We start from the raw sequence: 278 nt of genomic DNA, 5'->3' as shown, positions 1-278 counted from the left end.
GATCATATTGGTGCTGTTGATGCGGTAAGAGACGCTTTTCATATTCCTGTGTACGTACATAAAGAAGAAGCAGATTGGTTAGGCGATGCAACTGTAAATGGTTCTCAAATCTTTATGATGAATCGCAGAATTACAGCAAAACCAGCAGATCATATTATTGATGCAGAAGGTGCATTAGCAATTGGTTCATTTAACTTTGAAATTTTTGAGACACCAGGACATTCTCCAGGCAGTATTTCTTATTACTGTAAAGAGGCGAATGCTGTATTTTCTGGAGA

The 278-nt window shown here is 37.8% G+C and carries 1 protein-coding gene; it reads left to right on the top strand.

The window, feature by feature from the left end; all coding sequences use genetic code 11:
• A partial coding sequence (locus ACSG5Z_RS32795; RefSeq protein ID WP_435713024.1) for an MBL fold metallo-hydrolase occupies window positions 1-278 on the top strand: 278 nt, incomplete at both ends.

Source organism: Bacillus pretiosus, from assembly GCF_051294775.1.
Classification (GTDB): domain Bacteria; phylum Bacillota; class Bacilli; order Bacillales; family Bacillaceae_G; genus Bacillus_A; species Bacillus_A wiedmannii.
The sequence above is the reverse complement of the archived record's forward strand: the minus strand, read 5'-3'. Positions and strand labels throughout refer to the sequence as shown.